The following is a 23,847-nucleotide window of genomic DNA, read 5'->3' as shown; positions in this document are numbered from 1 at the left end:
TTTCTATAGGGAATAAAATATTAAGATTATTTATACGAAATTAAACTGACAAGAGCATTGATTTTATATGATTTGATACTTTTGAAAAAAGTATATGATTAAGGGGAAACTTAATAAAACCCTCACTTCAGTGAGGATTTTTTGATATTTAAACTTTTTTGAGATAAAAGACTATTCTTCAAAAATCTCTTTAGGATTTTTCGTAACGCCTTGAGTTGATCTTAAGTTACCTTTTTGATCTTTCCAAATCATAGATGGTGTAGAGAAGAAACCATATTTTTCCATGAGTGATTGGTTGAAATCAATTTTATCGGCAATGTCTTTAGGAATTTGGGCTGTCTTTTCCAGATGGCTTTTACCATGATGATCATTAATTTCATTAAATAACTTTTCAGGATTTTTAGACATGAGTAAAGTTGCGACTTGTGCACGACTTTCTTCTCGAATAACACCCACTTGGATATGGCGTAATTGAACTTTACCAGATTTTATCCACGGACGAGCTTGTTGCCAAAATTGATAACAATATGGGCAGTTAGGGTCTGAAAAAACATAGATAATGCGAGGAGCACTTTTTTCACCATCTTGTATCCAGGTCGATTTTTCCAGTGATTTCCAAACCTCATCAAGCACAATATCTTTAACATGTGTATTAATGGCATCTATAGAGAGGTTTTCTCCTTTGGCATTATATAAATCACCAATAATATAATATTGTTGATCATTGGATATAAAGACTGTACCAGGATGTTGGTTCGTATGACCTGCCCAAGCCGTCATACCAGATGGTGCTGGAATTTGTTTAACAAATTCAAACCCTTCTTTTTTAATTTGTTCTTTGATATCTGCATGTGCTGTCATACTTAGAGTAAATAATATGCTAGTGAGAATACCGTGTTTGAAAGCGTTCATTATGACAACCTGTTTCATTGAATATTATTCAGAAATTTTATTTAAATACTGCTGGAGCATTGCAGGTGATAGCTCGCCCATATGGCGTTCTATGAGTTGACCTTTTGCATTGAAGAATAGCGTGCTAGGTAGACCAAACATATTCATTTGCAGTGGCATTTCGCCCTGCATATCAAGCAAAACATGCTTAAACTGGAAATGGTTTTTGTGTAAATACGACTGTACTGTCTGTTGGTCTTCACCTTGATTGAGCATGACAAAATTAATATTCGGATTTTTTTGCTGTGCTTGCTGTAATACTGGCATTTCACGGTGACAAGGAGGGCACCAACTCGCCCATAAATTGACTACAGTCGGTTGGCCTATAAATTGATTGATTGGCGTTTGAACTTGTGGCTGATTGAGCTGTGTAAAAGAGAGCGCTGGATAATAGATATCTTGTTTAGGATGAGGCTTTAATAAGATACCTACGCTAATAATCATACTAAAAATAAGAATAAAAATAGATTTGATTTTTATGGATAATGCCTTATTTTTCCATAAAAACCATACCATACCAATCAGTATACCACTGCTTAATTGAAATCCTTTGTCTTGAATTTTCAACATATCAATAGGGTTATCTAAGTACGCTTGCCAGTTTAATAAAACAAATACGACACGTGCACCGATGAGACCAAATAATAAACTTGTCCACAATGAATCACGAAATTGTTGTGTCATCTGTTCAGACCATTTTAATTTTTGGCCAAATGCTCGACTACAAAAAGAAAGGATGAATAATGCGAAAAAGATAAATAGTAAATTCCAAGGCAACATCAATGGGCCAATATGAAGGGCTTCAGCCGATATCATGACGAAGCTCCCATCTTTAATTGTGTCAACTTCTGAATCAACTGCTCAGCTTTAAATGCACCTGTTAAACGAAGTTCACGTTGTTCTTGATGTGAGGCATCTAAGAAAATGAAAGTAGGAGGACCTAAAATTTGCCAATCTTTTAACAACTGATCTTGGCTAGGGTGATAATGTGTGATATCGAGTTTAATGCGTGCAACATTTTGTAAAGCAGCTTGTACATCTTTACGTGGTAAAACCTCATGTTCAGTAGGTTGGCATGCTACACACCAGTCTGCATAAACATCAATGACGACAGCTTGATTGGCATGTTCTGCTAATGCAGCTTTTAGCTCATCTTCATTAGTCACGCGTTGCCAAGTTAAAGTTTGCTCTGCATGTTCAACATTGATGTGTGAAAAGAGTTGTCCAAGATGCCATATGCCTGAAAGACCTATTGCTAAACTCAAGATTACAATAAATATTTTAGAAATAATACGTTTTAAATCTGGCAACATTTTCCATAAGAAATATAGGGCAAGACTAAGTAAAACAAGTCCCATTAAAGTGGTATACAGTCCCAGTGAGATTAAAGGGCGAACAAAATAAATTGCTAAGGCTAACATGACAAAGCCAAAACTAATTTTTAAACGATCCATCCACAGTCCTGGTTTTGGTAAATATTGCGAACCAAAAACAGAAGCGACAAACAAAGGTAAGCCAATTCCTAAACCGAGTACAAATAAGTAAATGGAACCCATCACAGGTTGATTAAGCTGAGAAACAAACAATAATGCGCCAGCAAGAGGAGCACTCATACATGGGCCAACAATAAGTGCTGCAATCATACCCATCACGAGCGCACCTAATAATGTTCCCCCTTTTTGCTTATTTTGCCATTGATCTAACTTATGTAACATTTGCTGTGGAAGAGATAATTGAAATGCGCCAAAAAGATTAAGCGCAAATAAAACAAATAAAATAGCAAATAAGCCAATAAAAATAGGGCTTTGGAACCAGCGTTGAAAATTATATCCCAGTTGTGCTACAGCCCAACCAATAATGGCGTAAACCATTGCCATGCCCAACACAAAAACACCAGCAATCAATGCTGCTCGGTAACCTGTTTTGCGTTGCACAAGAATGCCAGACAGAATCGGAATTAATGGCAGTGAACAAGGTAAAAATGCCAATAACACCCCAAGCCCTAAAAAGACCAATAAATTGAGGACTAAATTATGATCAGATAAAAGATTAAAAAAGAATTGATCATTATTCCATTGAGCATCAATTGACGAAGATACAGGTGCTTCAGCGGAGGTTTGAATCTGACTTTGTTCGAAAGAGGTTGCTTCACTCGCTTCTAGTGGGAGCACGGTTAATTGTGATTGATCTTCTATTATTGCAGATTCATTTGGGATGATATTTTCATTTTTTTGTATCGTTTGAGCAGATAGCTTTTCTGTTGATGCAATTTGAGTTGTTGCTTGTAATTCCGTAATTTTAGATGCACTATTTTCAGCAGAGAATAACTTTTTATTTTCACTGATTCTCTTTTCCGGCAATAAACCATTTGCATCGGTTTGTATGCTGGTGCGTTGTACAGGATAACAGAGTCCATCCTCAGAACAACCTTGCCATTGAATTTTAAGCTGTTGATTGGGTTGAACAGGGATACTGAATTTAACCTGTTGATAATATACTTTCGTCATACCAAAGGTTGGATCATCTTTATCTTGAGCTATAGGTAGCTTAAGTTTTAGCGCAGCTTCATTTTCACTGACTTTAAATTGGTCTGCATAAAGGTAATAGCCATCGGCAATTTTCCAAGTCAGTTCTGCACGATCTTGGCTGGTTGATATTGCATTGAACTGAAAAGCCTGATTAGGCGGCAAAAAGTCAGCATGTGTTATATTGAATAACATTGCCATACAAATTATCAGTGTTCTTAAAAACCACGTCATCATTAATTTCAACATCTTATTTTGTTTTAGATACCCTATTATTCAAAAAGTATAATTAAGAGAGCATTAAATGGCTCAATTGTTTATAAAATGAAAAATAGCCGAAGAGGAGTCTGTATGTTTGTTGTACTGGTTGAAGATGATCCTTATATTGCACAAAGTATTTGTGCAGCATTAAACTTTTTAAATATTTCAGTAGAGCATGTCAGTACAGCACGTTCTGCTGACTATTTTATACGAAATAGTGCGGTTGATTTATGTTTACTTGATCTGGGGTTACCCGATCAAGATGGTTTAACATTATTACAAAAATGGCGACAAGATCAAATCCATGTTCCAGTTCTGGTACTTACAGCAAGACTTAAAACTGCACAATGTGTAGAAGCATTGAATATGGGAGCAGATGACTATTTAACAAAACCTTTTGAACTCGATGAATTGATTGCACGCGTATATGCTTTAACTCGACGACATCGAGGATTATCTTCAAATGTCGTGGAAATTGAAGATCTTATGCTCAATCGAGATACACAAGAAGTGTTTTTTCAAGATCAAGCAGTACAACTTTCAAGGCGTGAATATAGTTTACTCGAAACACTCATGAGTCACCCAAACCAAGTACTTAAAAATGAACAGCTTCTCGATAAATTATATGGATATCAAGACAGTATTGAAAGTAATGCATTGAATGTACATATTTATCATTTAAGACAGAAACTTAATGCAGATTATATTCAAACGATTCGTGGGGTTGGTTATATGTTTAAAGTTTCAGAGTAAATGCCAATGCGAAGCTATAGTTTAAAGTGGCGTCTCGTCATGAGTCTTTTAGTCCTTTTTATCAGCTTGTGGAGCCTCGTTTTTGTCTGGCTTTATGTTGATTTACATCAGCGTCTACAAGAGACTTTAGATCAACGTCTTTCAGCTTCTGCACAAATGGTTTCACGTTTAATTGAACAATTACCAATACAAACAGTAGATGATTTTTTACTTAATAATGTGCAAAAAACGAATGATTCAGATCCTTTAATTGCTTGTGAAGTTTCCTTATTTGGTTCGGATATTTCTGTCGGTCAGCAGGTGGTTGCGACAACACGTGGTGCCCCTCAGAATTTAAGCCAACAACATGTTGGCTTTAGTACATGGCAACAAGATGGAGTTGAATGGCGTAGCTATGTTCTACGTAAAGGTGAGATTCAAGTTGTCGCAGCAGAACGTTTGTTTTTAAGAGATTTTTTATTACAACAAATTTTACAATCTGTCTTGATTCCGTTGATACTCACATTACTAATTTGTATTGCAATTATTATTTTTATCATTCGAAAAGAGTTTAAAACATTAGATGAAATTTCATGTTATTTAAGCCGTGAAGATTTATCTTTACGTGAGGCTACTCAATATTTAGCAGAATTGGACCCAAAACAGATTCCGAAAGAAGTACAACCTTTTGTTGATAACTCAAGTCGATTAATTCAACGATTGCATCAAAGTTTAGAAAATGAAAAAGTATTTACCGCTTATGCTGCTCATGAATTACGGAGTCCATTGACTGCTATAAAAACACATGTTCAATTGGCTCAAATGATTGCTCAACAGCAAAATCAAAATGAACAACTACAAAATAGTTTGCAACAAGCCAATACCAGTATTCGTCGTTATGCTCAATTACTTGAACAGTTATTGGCTTTAACGCACATTGATCATGATGCTGCTGTGATTCATGAAACATGTGATATTTCAACAGTTTTAAAGCAGGTGATTATAGATTTGAATTTGATTTACCCTGAGTTGGAACATAAACTCTATGTAGAGTGGTCAAGTTTAAAAAGGATGGATTTGCCTAGCTTTGCTTTACATACAGTATTGAAAAATTTACTTGAAAATGCAGCTTTACATGCTCAAGCAAATAAAATTTCTATTTGTATGGAGCAAGATATTTTGGTGATTCGTGATGATGGGAAAAAACTTAATTTTAACGACTTAGCGATGCTTAATCAAAGATTTTGGCGTAAATCTTCTGAACAAGCTGGGCATGGTTTAGGTTTATCTTTAGTTAAAAATATTTTAGAAAAATATCATTATCAATTAAGTTTTAACTTAAATACACCTTATGGCTTTGAAATAAGATTTAATAAGCGTGAATAAAATAGATGCATATTTTAAATGAATATTGGTTTTATTTGAACTGATCAAGATTGATGAGCATAGCATTAAAAGTGTTGCTAATATGTTTGCTCAGGGTATTCGATAGCCTTTAATTTTTTACTAAGTTGGCTAAATAGATCAGCAATGATGCTAAGAGGAAGTATCTCGATCGAATATTCAATATTGCATCGTTAAATTCTAAAAGCCAAAACCCATTATAAATTTTTTTATTAAATTACATCTTAAGAAATATAACATTTTTTCTTTGTCTTAAATGGATATACAAAATTCACTTTTAAGTCTCGAACTTTACTCATCTAAATCTATTTTAATATTTTTTATTGATTATTTTAAAAGAGTTATAAAACATATAACTATATATGTTTTATAGGTTTAATGCTTTTGATTATTTAATTTTTTGCAAATTACATCACATTATTATGTTGTAAAGAATTGACATAGCTTGGAAAACATAATACATATAATCTTATATGTTTTATATTTAAACCAAGGACAAGGATTTTTAAAATGGCTAAAACAAGACTGAAACACTTTATTAATGGTGAGTATGTAACAGGTCAGGATGATGATTATTTTGATTTAACCAGTCCAGTGACAGGTGAAGTATATGCTGAATCTCCAAATGCATCTGATGCGGATGTTAATGCAGCTTATCAAGCGGCAAAAGATGCTTTTAAAATATGGGGGCGCAGCACACCCTCTGTACGTCAAAAAGCATTGTTAAATTTAGCAGATGCCATTGAAGCGAATGCTGAGCGATTAATTGAAGCGCAAAGTCGTAATACAGGTCAGCTTAAACATTTAATTGCCTCTGAAGAAGTTGGTGCTTCTGCCGATCAAATTCGCTTTTTTGCAGGTGCTGCTCGTCTACTTGAAGGCACTGCAACTGGGGAATATCTTGAAGGTTTAACATCAAGTATTCGCCGTGAACCAGTTGGTGTTGTAGGACAGGTTACGCCTTGGAACTATCCGTTAATGATGGCTGTGTGGAAAATTGCACCAGCACTTGCAGCAGGAAATACAGTCGTATTAAAACCGAGTGATACCACACCCGAAAGTACTTTACTTTTAGCTGAGTTAGCAGCGCCATTTTTCCCTAAAGGCGCATTTAACGTTATCTTAGGACAAGCCAATGTTGGTTCTAAAGTTGTTTCGCATAAAACACCAGCATTAGTTTCAATTACTGGCTCTGTTCGTGCAGGTTTACAAGTTGCTGCTTCTGCTGCTGCTAACTTAGCGAAAGCTCATTTGGAGCTTGGTGGTAAAGCGCCAGTATTAGTTTTTGAGGATGCAGATATTGATAAAGCTGTTGAAATGATTGCATTAACTGGCTATTTCAATGCTGGGCAAGATTGTACAGCTGCTACTCGAGTTATTGTGTCTGAAGCGGTATATGATGAATTTGTTGCAAAACTTGTTGAGGCTGCAAAAAATACACGCTTTGGTAGTCCTGATGATGAAGAAGCACTCTATGGTCCACTTAACAATGCAAACCAATTAAAAAATGTTAGATCGTTTATTGAAAATTTACCGCCTCATGCAAAAATAGAAACAGGTGGTAAGCAGGCAGATCGTGCTGGTTTTTATTTCGAACCTACAGTTATTACCGGTTTAGAGCAGCATGACGATGCAATTCAAAAAGAAATTTTTGGTCCTGTAATTACTGTTCAAAAATTTAAAGACGAAGCTGATGCAATTGAAAAAGCGAATGATGTTGAATATGGGCTTGCATCTAGTGCTTGGACTAAAGATCATGCACGAGCAACACGCCTATCTCGTGAATTAGATTTTGGAACAGTATGGATTAATACCCATATTCCATTGACAGCAGAAATGCCTCATGGGGGGTTCAAAAAATCTGGTTATGGTAAAGACTTATCAGGTTATGGTTTTGAAGAATATACCCGTATTAAACATGTGATGAGCGCTAACGAATAATAAAGAACGGTGTTGTCTTCCATTTGGAGATGACACCTACTCATACAAAATATGCAAGGAATACGCAATGAATAAACAAGAAATGAAAGATTTTGTGAGCAAGGCTCATCACGAGTTATTCACACTTCATGATACAAGTGCATTAAAACGATATTTTTCAGACCATTTTATTGAGCACTCACCACTCGTTGCCGATGGACTTGCTGGTCTAAGTCAATTAGTACAAGACTGTCCAAATTTGAAACATGAAGCTATTCGTGTACTTGCTGATGGTGATTTAGTTGCCATACATGGTCGTTTTGTTGGATTGGATGAGCATGCTCTTATCGGTTTTGATATTTATCGTGTTGATGATGGGAAAATTGTTGAACATTGGGATGGTTTGGTTGCAGAAGCTGTGCCTAATACGAGTGGTCGTACACAATTAGATGGTATCGCTACGGTGGTCTCTAATGGGCAAGAAGAAAAAAATCGTAAAACTGTGACATCATTTTTTAAAAAAGCATTAATTGAAGGTCATTATGATGCTTTTAAAGAATATACTGAGGGTGGATTTTTTTTACAACACAGCCCAGACATTGGTGATGGTGTGACAGCTGTCATTGATTTTCTGAATAAAATCCGTAATGAAGGGCAGGGTTTGGTATACTTTAAAACACATCGTACCATTGCCGATGGACAATTTGTTCTTACTCATTCCGAAGGGAGTATTGCAGGTGAACGTCATGCATATTTTGAATTATGGCGTGTAGATCATGATAAAATTGTTGAACTTTGGGATGCTATTTTACCAGTACCTGAGGATCAACAAGCCGTTCATCCATATGGTATATTTTAACAATTACTTGCTTGATTATGGCTAGGTTTAAAGTCTAGCCTTTTAGAGAATTACGAATGTCAGCATATACGATAATTTTTGCACCCATTGGTCAAGCGACTCGCTCAGAACAAGTTGTTGAGCGTTTGGAAAATGCAATTATTTCTAGATTGCTAAAAAGTAATGAACAGCTTCCAAATGAAACAGATTTAGCACGTTTAATGGGCGTATCTCCGATTACCGTACGGGAGGCACTCAATACTTTACGTGTGAAAGGACTTATTGATACACGTCGTGGTCGAAATGGTGGGAGTTTTATTTGTGAATTGCCTGCCGATTTATTGTTAAATAAGCACCCATTACGTCAAGCTTCGAGTGAATATTTGGCAGATTTAGGTGAGTATCATAGTGCTATTTTAGGGCATAGTGCATTTTTAGCAGCACAACGAACAACACCAAATGATCTTGTTAAAATGCAAGAGTTACTTGATCAGTTTGAACAGGCAAAAGAACCAGATATACGTGCACAGTTTGATTTACGCTGTTTATTAACCCTTACCTCATTTGCGCAATCCTCAAGACTGGCGAATCAAGAGCTTACTATTCAAGCAGAGTGGGCACCACTAATTGCTTTTTTATATCAAGATCATGAATTTCATCAACGAATGGTAGATCAATATAAAAAGCTTTTAGCTTCTTTTCAAAATGGAAATGAAGGCGATGCCTTAGTGCAGGCGAAGAAAATTATTTCGATGCAAACCGATCAAATGCTTCACTTTAAGTTATATACACAATAAATATAAATGACTAATGTAGAGGTCGAACGCAAAGAAATATGGACGTTTAGGAGTTATAGGAATGACCCAAAATCTATATATAGAAGAGCTGCAAAATGTACTCAAACATGTTGTTAGTGAGACAACATCTATTGCTGAAGAGCTTGCGATAAAAGCAAGCCAAATTATGACAAAGAATACATTTAAAATAGAGAAAGGAATCAAACTTTCAAATACAGAGCGTATTGCATTACAACATGAAATTAAAACAGCGTTACAGCATAGTGCCTACTGTCAAGGTATGGGATTTGCAAGTTATAGTCCGAAAACACAAGAAGAACAAGATTATTGGACATTGGAATGGTGGTATAAAAAAGATGATCAATTGCAACAAGCAAAACTTGAAAATTATCAAAATGCGCAAAGATTTCTAGACTTTCGTTCTTTTGAGTGGTTTCAACAACCTGCCCAAAGTAAACAGCCTTATATACATGGTCCTTATGTTGATTATATCTGTAATGGGGCTTATACAATTACGATTGCTCATCCAGTGATCGTCGAATATCAATTTATTGGTGTCATTGCGATTGATATTTTTGTATCTGCATTGGAAAAAATACTCATGCCTAATTTAAAAAATATTAAACAAACCATGGTAATTACCAATGATAACGCAAGAGTAATCACATCTAATCATGTGACTATTCGAACAGGAACTTTGTTAAAAAATATGCCTGCAGCGTCTAGTATCACGCGACCTTGCCCATCATTTCAGATGGTATTTTTATAAAATTTAAATAATTAAACGAGTCACATTTAACACAAAAATATTGTGACATTTGAAGCTGATAAACATCGAATTTGAAGTTTAAGCTGTCTTTATTTTTAGAAGTTTCTTTTACTTTTTTGAGTGATATCAAAAAGGTCAAGGGCTTGTTTGTTCAAGAAACATCTCCCTTTTATAGATGAATAAGCAAAATAACAATATTCAAGGTTGAAATAGCATGGAAAATACAGCTACTCCCATAAAAAAATTATCGTTATGGCAAGTCACGATTATTGGCATTGCCTATATGACACCCATGACGGTTTTTGATACTTTTGGTATCGTTTCTGGAATGACCAATGGACATGTACCACTCGCATATTTATTTGCACTGTGTGCAATGCTTTTAACTGCATGGAGTTACGCTAGATTTAGTCGTAACTCAGAAAAATCTGGTTCAGCATATAGTTATACATCTGAAAGCTTAGGTGCAAACTGTGGTTTTTTTGTTGGCTGGTTATCATTACTTGATTATTTATTACTACCCTTAATTAATGTGCTATTGGCAGCAATTTATTTAGCAGCCTTGATTCCAAGTATTCCTTATTGGTTGTGGGTTTTATTTTTTGGCGCATTGGTTACACTCATTAATTGTTTCCGAATAAGACTTCTTGCAAACATTAGTTTAATTTTGGTTTTTGCACCGATTATTTTAATGATTTTTTTTGTATATCTAGTCATTACTGGTATCGGTTCAACACAAGGTTATGGTTATGTTTTAACTTTAAATCCATTATGGAAAGGGCAGCAAGATCTTTTTCCATTGGTTGCAGGTGCTTCAATTTTATGTTTTTCATTTCTTGGTTTTGATGCCGTTACTACACTTTCTAGTGAAACTCAAAATCCGAAGAAAACCATTCCTAAAGCAGTCATGTTAACCACATTGGCAGGAGGATTCATTTTTTTCACAGCTTCATGGTTCATTCAACTTTATTTTCCCACGAATATTGCGTTTCATAATCCAAGTGAAGCATTACCTGAAATTGTCTTATATGTTGGAGGCGTGTTCTTTCAATCTGTATTTTTATGCGGGCAAATCATGAATACAGCAGCATCTGGTCTTGCTTCTCATGCCAGTGCATCTCGTTTATTACATATTATGGGGAAAGATAATATTTTCCCGAGAAAATACTTTGGTACAATGCACCATTCACTTAATACGCCACTTTTTTCAGTTTTATTTGTGGGTCTTATTTCATTTTCAGCAATATTTTTAGACTTAGCTCAAGTCGTAAGTTTAATTAGTTTTGGTGCATTAATTGCTTTTACTGCAGTTAATTTTTCAGTTTTTGTTAAGTTTTATATTAAAGATCGACATCGTGTTGGATTAAAAAATAAATTTTTCAATCTTTTTTTACCATTTTTATCTGTTTTAAGCATTGTTTTTCTTTGGATCAATTTAGATTCATCTGCATTAATTTTTGGCGCACTCTGGTTCAGCTTAGGCCTCGCGCTATTTATTTATAAACGATTTAAAAAACAAAGTATTGCCATTGGTAATGTGTATTAATTTTTAAGGAATTCTATAATGAAATCAGTGACTAAACCTCAATTGTTAAAAGATGTGAAATTTAGATCGAGTATCGCAAAAAAGGTAGATAAAGAGTGGAGTTGGGTTAATCCAAAGCATCAACAGACTTCCACATCTGGTTTTGATAATCCTGCAAATTATTATGAAAGCTCATTAGATGATTGGCATATATTTGACTCATTAAAAACAGATTTAGAGTGCGATGTTGTAGTGATTGGTGCAGGTTTATTAGGTGCATCTACTGCTTTACATTTAGTTGAACAACATGTAGAGACTATTGTCGTTGAAAAAAATAGAATTGGTAGCGCAGCTTCGGGGCGAAATGGTGGTCAATTAACACCTGGACTTGCTCGTTGGGAAGCAGAAGAAATGATAGAAAAGTTAAGCTATGAGGATGCGAAAAAGTTATGGCACTTTACATCGACAGAAGCGATGCAATTAATAGATGATATATCAGATAAATATGATCTTAATTTAGATCGTCAAAAAGGGCATATTACTGCGGCTGTTCATGAGGGACATTTAGTTGGATTAACTCAAGGTGCTGATGCACGTAAGTTCTTGGGAGAAGACCATACGCGTATTGTTGGTAAGCATGAATTAATGGATTACATTAAATCAGATCACTATACAGGTGGGTTAATTGATGAACTTGGAGGGCAAATCCATCCATTAGCATTAAATCGAGGTTTAATTTATAGCTTTTGTCAAAATGGAGGAATTGTCTATGAACAAACAGAGGTGATTGCAATAGAAGAAAAATCCGATGGAATTTATGTTCAGACCGAAAATGCAATCATTAAAGCACGTAAATCAGTGGTCCTTGCGGTACATCATGCATCCTTTAAGTTGCTTCCTAATAAAACACAAACCACTATGCCATTTTATACCTATGTTGCTACAACGGCGCCATTAGAACTCGATATCAAAGAGTTACTACCTTTTAAACACCCTGTTTATGATACTCAATTTCAAATTGATTATTATCGTCCAGTTTCAGAAAACCGTCTGTTATTTGGTGGGCAAGGTACAGGAGCTTGTTGGTCTCCAAACAAAACCTTAAATTATTTAATGCATCGAGTTCATACGGTATTTCCCCATGCTAAAAATGTAGAAATGGATTTTGTGTGGAGTGGTTTGACAGATTTAACCGTGAATGGAGCAGTAGATAGTCGGAAATTTGGGCATAAATTTCCTATTTATGCAGTACATGGTTGGAGTGGGCATGGGGTTGCGCAAACGGTAAGAATTGGAAAAGCGATTGCAGATGATTTTATGGGTTTATCAGAAGATTTTGAAATGTTAAGTAAAATTGATCATCAAAATATTTTTCTTGGTCGGACTTTTGCACCTGTAATTATTCCAATTGCAAAAAGTGCTTATGGACTTGGTGCATTTATTCGTCCTGGTAAGATGGTTTCTTTTTAAGTGGGATAATTTAAAACTAATTAAATCAATCATGTATAAATATTATATAGCTGATGTATGGTATCGTTTTATTGATCAAAAATAATTGGTAATTTTAGTATGAGGATATCTATAATATTCTCATACTAAAAAACATTAAGCTTTGATGAAGCATTAAAAACTATGAAATCAAATGAATATTTAATTTTCTTTCACGGCTGCGGTTAGCATGATTTCAACCAGTATTTGTGAACGTGCTAAGTCTGCTTGTAGTGCAGCACGCGCTGGAGCAGTATGTTGTGGTAACCAAGCTTCCCAGCATTGATTAAATATATCAAAATCTGTCACGATATTTTTAATCCAAATTTGTGCTGTGAGTATGCGGCTTTTATCACTGCCAGATTGAGCCAGTAAGTGATCAATTTTTTCAAGTACTTCTAAGGTTTGTTGCTTTATATCTGCATCTAAAGATGTGGGCACTTGACCAGATAGATAAACTAGCCCGTTATGTATGACACAACCTGCTAAACGTGAATTAACTTGAATTCGTTGAATATCATTACTCATATTATCTCTCCAAAGATAAACCATCTAATGTAATAGGTGATACTGCTTGATTAATCAAGAGGGTAATGACCATTGCACATCCTGCTGCTAAGGTAAAACCGAGACTGCCTTGCCCAATATTTACCCATAAATTTGTATAAGGAGTACGTCCTAAAATTGGTGGGCCTTTGGGTGTAGAGGGACGTAACCCACTCCAAACCTCTGCTGTATCAATTTCACTTAATTGAGGGAATGTGTCACGAACAATCTCTTTTAATGCATTTATACGTTCTGGGCGGATATCAATATCTTGATAACCAATATCAACCATTGCTGCAATGCGCAATTGATCGCCTAATTTGGCATAGACAATTTTGTTTGCATAATCTGTGACGCTAATATTGGGAACAACGTTGGCCTGTTGAGGAAAAGGTAAACTCAGACTATAACCTTTCAACGGATAAACAGGGACTGAAATATTGAGTAGCCTTAAAATTTCGGTACTTCCATTTCCTGCAGCAATCACAAATTCATTTGCCTCAATAGACCCATGATTGGTTTCTAGTTGATGAATATGATTATTTTTAGTCACAAATCCAGTGACTTTATGCTCATACAAACATGTAAAATCTTTGTGATTATTGAGTTTTTTTAGTAATGCTAAGCAGAACTTATAACAATCTGCTGTTTCATCATCTGGCGTATAAATTGCACCGACTAATTGAGATTCAATGCTTTTTAATGCGGGTTCAATTTGAATCGTTTCTTGTGGTGTTAGAACTTTTTGTGCATTGGGGTCAATTTCTAGTGCTGCTTTTTTAAATGCTTTTAGTTGGCGATGAATGACCAATTTTCCAGATTTAACCCAGTGAAAATCATCAATTTCATTGCGCCATTGTGTCATTATTTCCTGACTATAAAGTGATAATCGCAAGATATGTGCACTATTTATGAGATGATCTTTACGATTACATGCCATTAAAAATTGTAATAACCACGACCATTGAGAAGGTGAAAAATTAAGTTTGAAATTAAGAGGAGAGTGTACTTTTCCAAGCCATTTCAAGGCTTGAAATGGAACACCTGCATCAGCCAATGGTGTAACATAACGATAGCTTAATTGCCCTCCATTTGCATAACTTGTCTGTAAAGCAGGACCATTTTTCTCTTCGATTAGGCTGACTTTATGACCTGCTTGTATGAGTGCATAGGCAGTACTTAAGCCAATAACACCACCACCAATGACAACGACATGCTTCTTCATTGTTGTATGCTTCTTTCCTTAAATTAAGGATATTAGAAAAGAAGAGGTAGAGATTAACAAATGAGTTTTTAATACTTGGTCATAACCTTTAGTTAATATCTGGTACTAGAAAGCGAATATCGGATTTAATTAATTCAATAAAGTCTTCTGTCGCTTTTGTGGTGATGACATTTGGATTTCTTAATATATAAATAGTGGTAGATAGTTTTTGTTTAATGGGGTGAATCATATTTTTAGGTAGAGAATTAGCAGCAGTAAAAATATCAGTAATACTGCATCCTAAACCTTGCCTCACCAATTCACTGGCCATGTAGTAGGTTTGTACATTGACGATGCTTCGATTAAAAATTCTATATTGTTGAACGACTTGCATTAAAGATTCAGCATTCGGTTGGATCCAACGACACTCATCAATAGCGTGAATATCTTGAGGGGCATGAACGGCATGAGAATCAATATATACCAAAGGGATATCTAAAATAGGTGTCGCAAGTATGCCGTGCTGTGTATGTGGTTGAAAAATAACAGCAATATCAATTTCTCGTTGAAGCAATTTTTGTTCTAAAGCCGCTGTATGATCAGTACCAATATTGACAAACACTTCTGGATATTTTTTTAAAAATTGAGCAGTTAGTTTAGGTATTAGACTTAAGCCTAAGCTAGGTAAGCAGCCCAAAGTGATTTTGCCTTGAGGGTTTTGGGCTAAATTATAAGTTAACTTATTTAATTCATTAATTTTTTCATAAATTGGTTGGATTTCTTTATATAAAATATAAGCTTCATTTGTCGGTTGTAATTTTCCTTTAACCCGTTTAAATAAAGCAAAACCAAGACGTTGTTCTGCATGTTTTAATAATTTACTGGCAGCTGGTTGGGAAATACACAGTGCAGATGCTGCTTCAGTTAGCGAGCCGAACAACATGACCAAATAAAACATTTCAATATGTCGAAGATTCATCATACATTACATAACCTATAGTTATATCTAATCTATTAGAATTCATTACTTAAAGTCAATAAAGCCTTGTAGATTGACTCACTTAAATAAAACAGTGGTCAAGGAGAGATTTTATGTCGGCTGCACAATTACCGTCATCTGTACCGAATATTTGGACAAAGAAAAATAGTGTATTAATACTGCTAATTGTATTGAGTTTTGTTATTGCATTCTATGCACGTGGTCTTCCTATCTCTGAAATTGGAATTATTGGATTTTTACCTATTGTTGCATTAGCACTTTTAACAGTTGTTGGTTTAGATATTGTTTTGGCAGTGATTATTGCTATTTTAATTAGTGTCGTGATGACATCTACCAGTGTTTTTGAACTTGGAGGCATTCTAGCGCATTCGACTGGTTCATTTATTGCAACTGTCGGTCTAATTATTATGCTAGGTGCTGGTGTTGGGGAGGTTGCGAATAGAACGGGAGCCGCCAAACAACTTGTTAGATTTATTGTCTATAAAGTTGGACTATCTAGTCAGAATAGAGTCAAGTTAGGCATTATGATGTCATCGGTCATTATCTGTGGCTCTTTAGGTACGATGGCAGGTGGAAATGCCATTATTGTTGCTGTGATTATCCCCATTGCAGCAGCAGTTGGCTTAACACCCCCTACTGTTGCACTACTTTTAATGGTTTCAGGTTCAGTTGGTCTTTTTATGGGACCTTTTACACCGAGTACGGTTACGATCTTAGAATTAGGCGGTTTAACCTACCCACAGTATTTGATAAGTTGTGGTATTCCAATGAGTATCGTCACTTTGTTGACGGGGTGGTTTATGTCAGGTCATATCCAAAAATGGACATCTGGTAAATATTCATATCATGAAAACTTTTTAAATGAAGCAGACGAAGCTGAAACAACTGAACAATTGAAAAGAAGTAAGCGAGCTGCGATGGTTTTTATTGGTACCATTCTTGTGATGGCTGTAATTGGGATCATTTTTAAGGCAGGATTTAGTTTTGCAATTATTGTGATGTTAACTGTCGCAGCACTCACTGGTCTGGCGGCTGGCTATAGTCCAAAACAGATTTTAGACGCACTTTATCAAGGCTGTGGCAAACTTGTGTGGATGTTCATTCTGTATTGGCTATATAACCCAATTTTAGAGTTGGTTGATAAACTTGATGCGTACCATACCCTACTTGAAAGTGCCACACCATACTTAGTGGACTTAACACCAGCAATGTTATGCTTTGGTATTTTTCTATTTAATATTGTTGGACATATTCCAGGTGCAGCAGTTGCTCAGATGACTTTTACACATAAAATTTTCGGTCCAATTTTAATGGCCAATGGCGTTCCTCCAGTTGCTGTTACTGCAGTTTTGCTTTCAAGTTCGCAAGTCGATTGGTTTGGGCCATTTCCATCTTCAGATATGTTTGGGCAAATGGGGCTTGCACGTTCGAATCAATTAAAATATATGCTGTATGGAGGATGGGCAATTGTGGTTGCAAATATTGCCTTGTTTGCAGTGATGTTCCAAGTGCTAACTTAATCAAGCTAGAAATACGTGATCAGCTGCTTTTGTTTCATTGAGAGCAGTTACATGAGAAATAACGAAACTTGATTTTTTCAACGTGATTTCTCAGGGTGATGATATTGAGATTGATTTTAAAACTTAAAACCTGCAGTTGCACTTTATCGGTAACTGCAGTTATTTGATGGAAGGATGTATATACTTGAATAAAGTCATACAGCATTTAAATTTTTAATTACAGACTAAAGCGTAAAAACTAAATATTGAAATCTCTTTATGATTAAAAACTGAGAAATAATTAATTGAATAAAGCGGTTTAAGACTTATTTACGAGACATTATTAAAAAAATCATCCTTTAGGATGAGTTCGCATTATCTAACTCTCGTTAGAATGTTGAATAATTAAACACAGTTGATAGGGACATATCAATGAATACAGATCTCATTATAAATGGTTCTAAAATTAAAGGATTAGCAGAAAAAGTTGGGGTCGTTAATCCTGCGAATGAAAACATTATTGTTGAGGTTCCCAGTGCATCTATTGAACAGATTGATGACGCCATAAATGCAGCTACAGTTGCATTTTCACAGTGGAAAGATGTTTCTGATGATACGATACGAGAGGCTTTCACAAAAATTGTAAAAGATATTCGCTCGGAAAAAGATGAAATTGCTGCACTGATTACTTTAGAGCAAGGCAAAACTATTGGCATGGCACAATTTGAGGTTGAAGCGGGTGCGAGCTGGATTGAGTATATTGCAAGCTTAGAAATTCCAGTAGAAACGATTCAAGATCCAAGCGGAAAAATTATTCAGATTTTTAATCGACCATTAGGTGTTGTTGCATCTATAACACCGTGGAATTGGCCATTTATGATTGCTATTTGGCATCTATTTCCTGCACTAAGAACAAAAAATTGTATTGTAAATAAACCGTCAGAATATACACCATTAAGCACGATTAAATTAGTTGAAATTATCAACCGCCACTTACCTAAAGGGGTATGTAGTGTTGTACTGGGTAAGGGGGCTGTTGGACAAGCATTAAGTGAACATCCACAAATTGCAAAGGTTACGTTTACTGGTTCAACTCGTACAGGACAAAGCATTTTAAGCCATTCTGTAAATACGTTAAAAGGTGTTGTTTTAGAATTAGGCGGCAATGATGTCGGGATTGTCCTTGATGATGCAGATATTGATGTAATTGCAGAAAGAATCTTTGGATCAGCTTTTTTAAATGTAGGACAGACGTGTGCAGCATTGAAACGGCTTTATGTCCATGAGAATGTTTATGATGCTTTGGTTGAAAGATTGGTCAAGATTGCTCATGCACAAGTGATCGGCAATGGTATGGATGCGGCTACAACATTTGGTCCTGTACAAAATAAAGCGCAGTATGAAAAAGTTAAAGCACTGATTGCTGATGCTGTATCACAAGGCGGTCAAATCATTACACAACATCAAACTGTTCCAGAGCAGGGTTATTTTATTGCACCAACTTTAATTACTCATGTACATGATGGTATTGCAGTGGTTGATGAAGAGCAATTTGGTCCAGTATTGCCCATTATGAAATTTAAAGATGTTGAAGACGTCCTACAACAAACGAATTTGAGTGAATATGGTCTAGGCGGGTCGGTTTGGAGCACAGATATTGAAAAGGCACAGCAAATCGCGAATCGAATGGAAACAGGAACCGTTTGGATAAACAGCCATTCTGATGTATCTCCAGCAGCACCATTTGGTGGTTGGAAATTATCAGGGCTAGGCTATTCATTTGGTTTAGATGGATTATTATTATTTACGCATAAACAAACAATTCATATTACTGCATAAAATAATCGGTCTCTTATAGGATGTAAGAGACCGTTATTGGCGTATCATTTGCTTATAAATTTCCAATAGGGATAGGGGGAATTTTATGTTAAATCATCATTTTTTAGCCGAGTTTAGCCAAAATTTTATATCGCAAGTCCATCGGGTTTTAGAGATTGATGCTTATTTAATATATTCGATTAATACAATTGATGCTGCAAATAACTATCATGCTCATAATATTCCTAAAGATGCAGTGAATGAGTATATTAATTATAAAATGAATAATGACCCAGTTTCATACCAGCATTTTTATCATCATACACATAGTCATGTCGAATTATTAAATCATTACGATAATAATATGGAATATTTTGATTTTATTCATCGTTGGAAAATAGGAGATACTGCAGAAATTTTTTTTAGAAAGCGAAATGGTGATCCAGTATTTGGATTAAGTTTGGTGAGAAAAAATAGTAATCGATTATTTAGTTTACAAGATAAAAATATATTAGAGTCATTTTATTCTTTATCAGAAAAATATTTTCATCATCATGCAGATACGATAGATAAAGAACTTTTGATTGATCAATATAGTTTAACAAAAAAAGAATTAATTGTTTTAGAACAGGTGTTTGACGGGCTTGATAATAACTTAATTGCACAACAATTGAATTGTAGTTTAGCAACAATAAAAACGCATATTCAGCATATTTATCAAAAAACAAATGTAAAAAATAGACATGAACTATTATGTCGATTTTTAAAATAAATCATCCCTAAGGATGATTTTTTGTCGTGTTAAATCATTTACTTTAAAGATATACGTTAATTTAAAATGGATTTTGGGGATGAAATATAATCGTATTACACAATCATTAAAAAAGTGGGCAGGACTTAATTTAACACTTGCTACTGTATTATTTGGCTTTAATCAACAAGCATTTGCACATGGCCAAGCGGCAGAAATGGTTCCACTTTATCAAAATATGGATGATTTTGGCGCACATGTTAAAAAAGACGATTTTACGAATACTTATACTATTTCAAAAGGCTCTTTAATTGTACGTGCTAAACCAAATTCTGATACTGTTTTAGTGAATGGGAAACCGCTTAAAGTCAGCGTACCGCTTATAGAGAAAAATGGTAAACCTGTGGTAAGTAAGGAATTTGCTGCTGAGATTTTCCAATCAGGTTTAGATCAGACCTTTAAAGTTGAAGCTGTTCCACATCCGTTAAATGGCTTGAATGCTCAAGAAATTACCCAAGCATTTGATGCAATTTCAAAATCAAAATATGCCTATAAAAATATGCGATTTTCTGAAATTAAATTAAAAGAGCCAGAAAAAGAAAAAGTGTGGGATTTTTTCATTCATCATAAAGATTATAAGGAAGATCGAGTTGCGAGTTTTACTTTACTCAAAGGGAAACAAGTCATTGAGGGTGAAGTTGATTTAAAAAATAACAAAGTTACTAAGTGGGATGTCTTAGAAAATACGCATGGAATGGTGCTCTATGATGATATGGTCACAGTACAGGAGGTTGTAACAAAAGATCCTAACTTTAAAAAAGCGGTTGCAAAACGAGGCATTACCGATATTACTAAAGTAGTGACCACACCTTTAACTGTTGGATATTTTGGCGGTAAAGATGGTTTAGATAAAGAGTTAAATGTACTTAAAGTCGTTTCATATCTCGATACAGGAGATGGTAATTATTGGGCTCATCCGATCGAAAATTTAGTAGCGGTTGTTGATTTAGATAAGAAAAAAATTATTAAACTTGAAGAGGGTGCAATTATCCCTGTACCAATGGCACCAAGACCAATTACAGCAAAGAATAAAATTAACCAATTTAAACCACTCAATACAGTCGAACCTGATGGTAAAAATTTTTCTATTACAGGTCAAACTGTGCATTGGGGACCATGGTGCTTCCATGTGGGGCTCGATTCTAGAGTCGGCTTACAACTTTCGACACTCACTTATAAAGATAAAGGTGTAAAACGTAAAGTCATGTACGAAGGTAACCTTGGTGGGATGGTTGTTCCATATGGCGATCCTGATATGGGATGGTACTTTAAGTCATATTTAGATTCTGGAGAATATGGCATGGGTACGCTAACATCTTCAATTGAAAGAGGAATAGATGCGCCTGACAATGCTGTTTTATTGGATGCTGTGCTCGCAGATTACACGGGGCAACCGACTGTTATTCCAAATGCAATTGCAATTTTTGAACGTTATGCAGGACCTGAATATAAACATCAAGAAATGAATCAACCCAATGTGAGTGCTGAACGCCGTGAATTAGTTGTGCGCTGGATTAGTACGGTGGGTAACTATGATTACATTTTTGATTGGGTATTAAATACGAATGGTGTCATTGGTATTAATGCAGGTGCGACTGGTATTGAGGCGGTGAAAGGTGTAAAAGCACGTACAATGCATGATGAAACTGCAAAAGAAGATACTCGTTTTGGAACATTAATTGACCATAACATTGTGGGAACGACGCATCAACATATCTATAACTTCCGCTTAGATTTAGATATTGATGGTCCAAAGAATAGCTTTATGGAAATTGATCCAGTTGTGGTTGAAAATACGCGTGGTGGACCACGTACAAGTGCAATGGAGACCAAAGAACGGATTATTAAAACAGAGCAACAAGCAGCACAAAAGTTTGATCCATCAACGATCCGCTTAATTACCAATACCAATGTGGAAAATAAAATGGGTAATCCTGTGTCTTATCAGATTATTCCATTTGCAGGCGGTACGCATCCAATTGCGAAAGGCGCAAATTTTGCACCAGATGAGTGGTTATTTAAGCGTCTAAGTTTTATGGATAAGCAAATTTGGGTTACAAAGCGTGATGCCAATGAGAAGTTTCCTGAGGGTAAATACTCAAATCGTTCAAGCAGTGATACGGGTCTAGGTCAATTTGTTAAAAATAATGACAATATTGAAAATACAGATTTAGTGGTATGGATGACAACAGGAACAACACATGTGGCACGTGCTGAAGAATGGCCAATTATGCCAACGGAATGGGTATATACATTGCTAAAACCATGGAACTTCTTTGATAGTACGCCAACTTTGGCATCAGATTCAGAGCAAGAGTCAGCGCATAAGCACTAAAATTTCTCCATTAGGATCAATACGATATTGATCCTAATTTTTTTTATTTTATAAAACATGAGAATGTACAGGATGAAAAGAAGACTAAAACAATCTTCAATGTTGGCAACATTGATACTTGTAGGGACGCAAGTACAAGCCCAAATATCCTTGCCAGAAGGATTGAGCATCAAACCCACGCTAGAGTTAACCTATGCCATGTTTCATAGCGACAAAAGCTATAATGATCCAGCAGCAACAGGATCTGCATCTTGGCAAGAGGGTTATATTAAATACGGCATTAAAAGTGAATATGAACTGACCAATTCAACTTTATTTGCAAATCTTGTTGGTATTAGCACAGCAACCTTTGGTGATGGTGATGCAGGTGGATTTACTTCAGGTAAAGAGCGTAAAACAGTATTAGATGAATGGAGTTTAGGTTGGAAGAATAAACATGAAAATTATCCAGCTATTGATGGAAGTATTGGGCGTCAAAAAATTGTCATTGCAGATGGATTCATTGTTGCAGGAGATGCATTAAATGTAGGTAAAGCGCTGGCAGATGGTGAACTTTATCGTGGTGGTGGTTATTATTTAGCTGCACAGCAAAGCTTTGATTTCACAACGAACGTCAATGTTCAATTGAACGAAAATTTTAAAACACATTGGTATTATTTGAAATCAAATAATAAAGCACAGAATAAAGCTAAGTTTTGGGCAACAGATTGGCAATATAAATATAATCAAAGTGATTTTGGTTTGATGTATTTGCAAATTTTAGATGTTGATGATCCGTTAAATAAATCAGATCGTAAGCATTTAAAGGATGTTTCCATACGAGCAAAACATCAACTAACAGAACAGTTTGATATAAAAGGTGAATACGTTCATCAGAAGAAAAAAAGTGAACGAGAAAATGCTTGGTATGTTGCGACAAACTACACTTTTGATCAAGTGAAGTATACACCTACTATAGGATATCGCTACTCATCATTCTCTGAACATTATGATCCACTTTTTTATGGGAATACCGATGCAGGATTTGGCACGTGGTTCCAAGGTGAAGTTGCAGGGAACTATGCTGGACCATTTAATAGCAATGCACGTATCCAACAAATTTCCTTACAAGCCTCTGTCATGGAAAATTTGCATCTAGGTGTATTAGCCTATCAATACAATACCATTAAGAAGCAGGAGAAAAATTTAAATGGGCATGAAATAGATCTGTTTGCCGTATGGGAACCATTCAAAAATATGAATGTTATTCCATTGATTGGTTTTTATAAACCCAAAAAGGATTTAGATAATTTAGGAACGCAAGTTTCGAATACGAAAACCAATACCTATGCTCAGCTCATTTTACAGTACAGTTTTTAATTCATTGATATGAACTTTATATGCATGAGATTTCAATGATTAAACGTGAAAGAAAATGAACAGTT

At 35.3% G+C, this 23,847-nt stretch carries 19 protein-coding genes; 13 read left to right on the top strand and 6 right to left on the bottom strand.

Annotated elements, in window-relative coordinates; genetic code table 11:
- Positions 1 to 171 precede the first annotated feature (171 nt).
- The 3 genes from dsbG to dsbD are packed head-to-tail and all read right to left on the bottom strand — an operon-like array spanning position 172 to position 3,713.
- Positions 172 to 912 carry a thiol:disulfide interchange protein DsbG gene (dsbG, locus tag B9T31_RS11775; protein WP_228146029.1) on the bottom strand — a complete coding sequence of 247 codons (741 nt, stop codon included), beginning with the start codon at positions 910 to 912 and terminating at the stop codon, positions 172 to 174.
- 24 nt (positions 913 to 936) lie between these two features.
- The gene (locus B9T31_RS11770; protein WP_086182142.1) at positions 937 to 1,767 is read right to left on the bottom strand and encodes a TlpA disulfide reductase family protein; all 831 of its coding nucleotides are present in this window, start codon (positions 1,765 to 1,767) and stop codon (positions 937 to 939) included.
- Positions 1,764 to 3,713: a protein-disulfide reductase DsbD gene (gene dsbD, locus B9T31_RS11765; protein WP_086182245.1), complete on the bottom strand. Its 1,950-nt coding sequence runs from the start codon at positions 3,711 to 3,713 to the stop codon at positions 1,764 to 1,766. Before dsbD ends, B9T31_RS11770 begins: the two co-directional genes overlap by 4 nt.
- 114 nt (positions 3,714 to 3,827) lie before the next feature.
- Here dsbD and B9T31_RS11760 point away from each other — a divergent pair, with 114 nt between their 5' ends.
- The 8 genes from B9T31_RS11760 (at position 3,828) to B9T31_RS11725 (ending at position 13,192) form a co-directional block, all read left to right on the top strand.
- Positions 3,828 to 4,490, top strand: coding sequence for a response regulator transcription factor (locus tag B9T31_RS11760; protein WP_086182141.1), 663 nt, complete (start codon positions 3,828 to 3,830; stop codon positions 4,488 to 4,490).
- A 6-nt stretch (positions 4,491 to 4,496) separates the two neighbouring features.
- The gene (locus B9T31_RS11755) at positions 4,497 to 5,855 is read left to right on the top strand and encodes an ATP-binding protein (RefSeq protein WP_086182244.1); all 1,359 of its coding nucleotides are present in this window, start codon (positions 4,497 to 4,499) and stop codon (positions 5,853 to 5,855) included.
- A 528-nt stretch (positions 5,856 to 6,383) separates the two neighbouring features.
- Positions 6,384 to 7,814 (top strand): gamma-aminobutyraldehyde dehydrogenase, encoded by a 1,431-nt coding sequence (locus tag B9T31_RS11750; RefSeq protein ID WP_086182140.1) that lies wholly within the window; start codon positions 6,384 to 6,386, stop codon positions 7,812 to 7,814.
- A gap of 67 nt (positions 7,815 to 7,881) precedes the next feature.
- Positions 7,882 to 8,652: a nuclear transport factor 2 family protein gene (locus B9T31_RS11745; RefSeq protein ID WP_086182139.1), complete on the top strand. Its 771-nt coding sequence runs from the start codon at positions 7,882 to 7,884 to the stop codon at positions 8,650 to 8,652.
- Between the two features lie 56 nt (positions 8,653 to 8,708).
- On the top strand, positions 8,709 to 9,428 hold the full coding sequence (locus tag B9T31_RS11740) for a FadR/GntR family transcriptional regulator (protein WP_086182138.1): 720 nt from the start codon (positions 8,709 to 8,711) through the stop codon (positions 9,426 to 9,428).
- Positions 9,429 to 9,489: 61 nt separating this feature from the next.
- Positions 9,490 to 10,197 carry a cache domain-containing protein gene (locus tag B9T31_RS11735; RefSeq protein WP_086182137.1) on the top strand — a complete coding sequence of 236 codons (708 nt, stop codon included), beginning with the start codon at positions 9,490 to 9,492 and terminating at the stop codon, positions 10,195 to 10,197.
- 214 nt (positions 10,198 to 10,411) lie between these two features.
- Entirely contained in the window at positions 10,412 to 11,743 is a 1,332-nt protein-coding gene (locus B9T31_RS11730) for an APC family permease (RefSeq protein ID WP_086182136.1), read from the top strand.
- 18 nt (positions 11,744 to 11,761) lie between these two features.
- Positions 11,762 to 13,192, top strand: coding sequence for an NAD(P)/FAD-dependent oxidoreductase (locus B9T31_RS11725; protein ID WP_086182135.1), 1,431 nt, complete (start codon positions 11,762 to 11,764; stop codon positions 13,190 to 13,192).
- 180 nt (positions 13,193 to 13,372) lie between these two features.
- Here B9T31_RS11725 and B9T31_RS11720 read toward each other — a convergent pair whose 3' ends face one another.
- The 3 genes from B9T31_RS11720 to B9T31_RS11710 form a co-directional block, all read right to left on the bottom strand.
- Positions 13,373 to 13,738, bottom strand: a complete 366-nt coding sequence (locus tag B9T31_RS11720) for a RidA family protein (protein ID WP_086182134.1) — start codon at positions 13,736 to 13,738, stop codon at positions 13,373 to 13,375.
- Position 13,739: 1 nt separating this feature from the next.
- On the bottom strand, positions 13,740 to 14,981 hold the full coding sequence (locus B9T31_RS11715; protein ID WP_086182133.1) for a D-amino acid dehydrogenase: 1,242 nt from the start codon (positions 14,979 to 14,981) through the stop codon (positions 13,740 to 13,742).
- Positions 14,982 to 15,069: 88 nt separating this feature from the next.
- The gene (locus tag B9T31_RS11710; RefSeq protein ID WP_228146028.1) at positions 15,070 to 15,942 is read right to left on the bottom strand and encodes a LysR family transcriptional regulator; all 873 of its coding nucleotides are present in this window, start codon (positions 15,940 to 15,942) and stop codon (positions 15,070 to 15,072) included.
- Positions 15,943 to 16,052: 110 nt separating this feature from the next.
- Between B9T31_RS11710 and B9T31_RS11705 the strand changes: the two genes are divergently transcribed.
- The 5 genes from B9T31_RS11705 (at position 16,053) to B9T31_RS11685 (ending at position 23,782) form a co-directional block, all read left to right on the top strand.
- Positions 16,053 to 17,480, top strand: a complete 1,428-nt coding sequence (locus B9T31_RS11705) for a gluconate:proton symporter (RefSeq protein WP_086182132.1) — start codon at positions 16,053 to 16,055, stop codon at positions 17,478 to 17,480.
- Positions 17,481 to 17,891: 411 nt separating this feature from the next.
- Positions 17,892 to 19,298 (top strand): aldehyde dehydrogenase family protein, encoded by a 1,407-nt coding sequence (locus B9T31_RS11700; RefSeq protein WP_086182131.1) that lies wholly within the window; start codon positions 17,892 to 17,894, stop codon positions 19,296 to 19,298.
- A gap of 85 nt (positions 19,299 to 19,383) precedes the next feature.
- Positions 19,384 to 20,049 (top strand): helix-turn-helix transcriptional regulator, encoded by a 666-nt coding sequence (locus B9T31_RS11695; protein ID WP_086182130.1) that lies wholly within the window; start codon positions 19,384 to 19,386, stop codon positions 20,047 to 20,049.
- A 79-nt stretch (positions 20,050 to 20,128) separates the two neighbouring features.
- Entirely contained in the window at positions 20,129 to 22,423 is a 2,295-nt protein-coding gene (tynA, locus tag B9T31_RS11690; protein WP_086182129.1) for a primary-amine oxidase, read from the top strand.
- 72 nt (positions 22,424 to 22,495) lie between these two features.
- Positions 22,496 to 23,782, top strand: a complete 1,287-nt coding sequence (locus B9T31_RS11685) for a hypothetical protein (protein ID WP_086182128.1) — start codon at positions 22,496 to 22,498, stop codon at positions 23,780 to 23,782.
- Positions 23,783 to 23,847 lie beyond the last annotated feature (65 nt).

The organism is Acinetobacter sp. ANC 4558 (assembly GCF_002135375.1).
In the GTDB taxonomy this organism is placed as follows: Bacteria; Pseudomonadota; Gammaproteobacteria; order Pseudomonadales; family Moraxellaceae; genus Acinetobacter.
The sequence above is the reverse complement of the archived record's forward strand: the minus strand, read 5'-3'. Positions and strand labels throughout refer to the sequence as shown.

Bases quoted from the DNA above. Each gene is read 5' to 3' on its own strand.
- dsbG (WP_228146029.1), bottom strand. From the start codon at position 912: ATGAACGCTTTCAAACACGGTATTCTCACTAGCATATTATTTACTCTA.
- B9T31_RS11770 (WP_086182142.1), bottom strand. From the start codon at position 1,767: ATGATATCGGCTGAAGCCCTTCATATTGGCCCATTGATGTTGCCTTGG.
- dsbD (WP_086182245.1), bottom strand. From the start codon at position 3,713: ATGATGACGTGGTTTTTAAGAACACTGATAATTTGTATGGCAATGTTA.
- B9T31_RS11760 (WP_086182141.1), top strand. From the start codon at position 3,828: ATGTTTGTTGTACTGGTTGAAGATGATCCTTATATTGCACAAAGTATT.
- B9T31_RS11755 (WP_086182244.1), top strand. From the start codon at position 4,497: ATGCGAAGCTATAGTTTAAAGTGGCGTCTCGTCATGAGTCTTTTAGTC.
- B9T31_RS11750 (WP_086182140.1), top strand. From the start codon at position 6,384: ATGGCTAAAACAAGACTGAAACACTTTATTAATGGTGAGTATGTAACA.
- B9T31_RS11745 (WP_086182139.1), top strand. From the start codon at position 7,882: ATGAATAAACAAGAAATGAAAGATTTTGTGAGCAAGGCTCATCACGAG.
- B9T31_RS11740 (WP_086182138.1), top strand. From the start codon at position 8,709: ATGTCAGCATATACGATAATTTTTGCACCCATTGGTCAAGCGACTCGC.
- B9T31_RS11735 (WP_086182137.1), top strand. From the start codon at position 9,490: ATGACCCAAAATCTATATATAGAAGAGCTGCAAAATGTACTCAAACAT.
- B9T31_RS11730 (WP_086182136.1), top strand. From the start codon at position 10,412: ATGGAAAATACAGCTACTCCCATAAAAAAATTATCGTTATGGCAAGTC.
- B9T31_RS11725 (WP_086182135.1), top strand. From the start codon at position 11,762: ATGAAATCAGTGACTAAACCTCAATTGTTAAAAGATGTGAAATTTAGA.
- B9T31_RS11720 (WP_086182134.1), bottom strand. From the start codon at position 13,738: ATGAGTAATGATATTCAACGAATTCAAGTTAATTCACGTTTAGCAGGT.
- B9T31_RS11715 (WP_086182133.1), bottom strand. From the start codon at position 14,981: ATGAAGAAGCATGTCGTTGTCATTGGTGGTGGTGTTATTGGCTTAAGT.
- B9T31_RS11710 (WP_228146028.1), bottom strand. From the start codon at position 15,942: ATGATGAATCTTCGACATATTGAAATGTTTTATTTGGTCATGTTGTTC.
- B9T31_RS11705 (WP_086182132.1), top strand. From the start codon at position 16,053: ATGTCGGCTGCACAATTACCGTCATCTGTACCGAATATTTGGACAAAG.
- B9T31_RS11700 (WP_086182131.1), top strand. From the start codon at position 17,892: ATGAATACAGATCTCATTATAAATGGTTCTAAAATTAAAGGATTAGCA.
- B9T31_RS11695 (WP_086182130.1), top strand. From the start codon at position 19,384: ATGTTAAATCATCATTTTTTAGCCGAGTTTAGCCAAAATTTTATATCG.
- tynA (WP_086182129.1), top strand. From the start codon at position 20,129: ATGAAATATAATCGTATTACACAATCATTAAAAAAGTGGGCAGGACTT.
- B9T31_RS11685 (WP_086182128.1), top strand. From the start codon at position 22,496: ATGAAAAGAAGACTAAAACAATCTTCAATGTTGGCAACATTGATACTT.